Source organism: Acidovorax sp. SRB_24, assembly GCF_012931925.1.
Genome location: NZ_MWOM01000271.1, coordinates 1 through 383 on the forward strand (window position 1 = coordinate 1; position 383 = coordinate 383).

The following is a 383-nucleotide window of genomic DNA, read 5'->3' on the forward strand; positions in this document are numbered from 1 at the left end:
CGATCTGGCCGTCAAGCTCGGCGTGGGCGTGCTGATGCTGCTGCCGTTTCGCCTGCTGATCGGGCGCGCCGCGGCAGCGCAAGCGCCCGTCTGAGGCTGCGCTTTAAGGGGCGCAGCAGAAGCCCGCCACCGCCAAAGAAAAACCCGCTGCAAGGGCCCCTTGCAGCGGGTTTTTTCTTCATCTCAGCGCGGCTCAGTTGCGGGCCTGCAGCGCGGCAATGCGCTCTTCCATGGGCGGGTGCGTCGAAAACAGCTTGCCGATGTTGCCGGTGATGCCCATCGCTTCCATGCTCTTGGGCAGCTCCGCCGGGTGCAGACCGCCCAGGCGCGCCAGCGCGTTGATCATCGGTTGGCGCCGGCCCATCAGCTGCACCGCGCCCGCG

Annotated in this window: 1 protein-coding gene; it reads right to left on the reverse strand. The window is 67.9% G+C overall.

Annotated elements, in window-relative coordinates; all coding sequences use genetic code 11:
- Window positions 1-193: 193 nt before the first annotated feature.
- The coding region (locus tag B2J89_RS21915) for a M48 family metalloprotease (protein ID WP_169170878.1) at window positions 194-383 on the reverse strand (190 nt) is incomplete at its 5' end.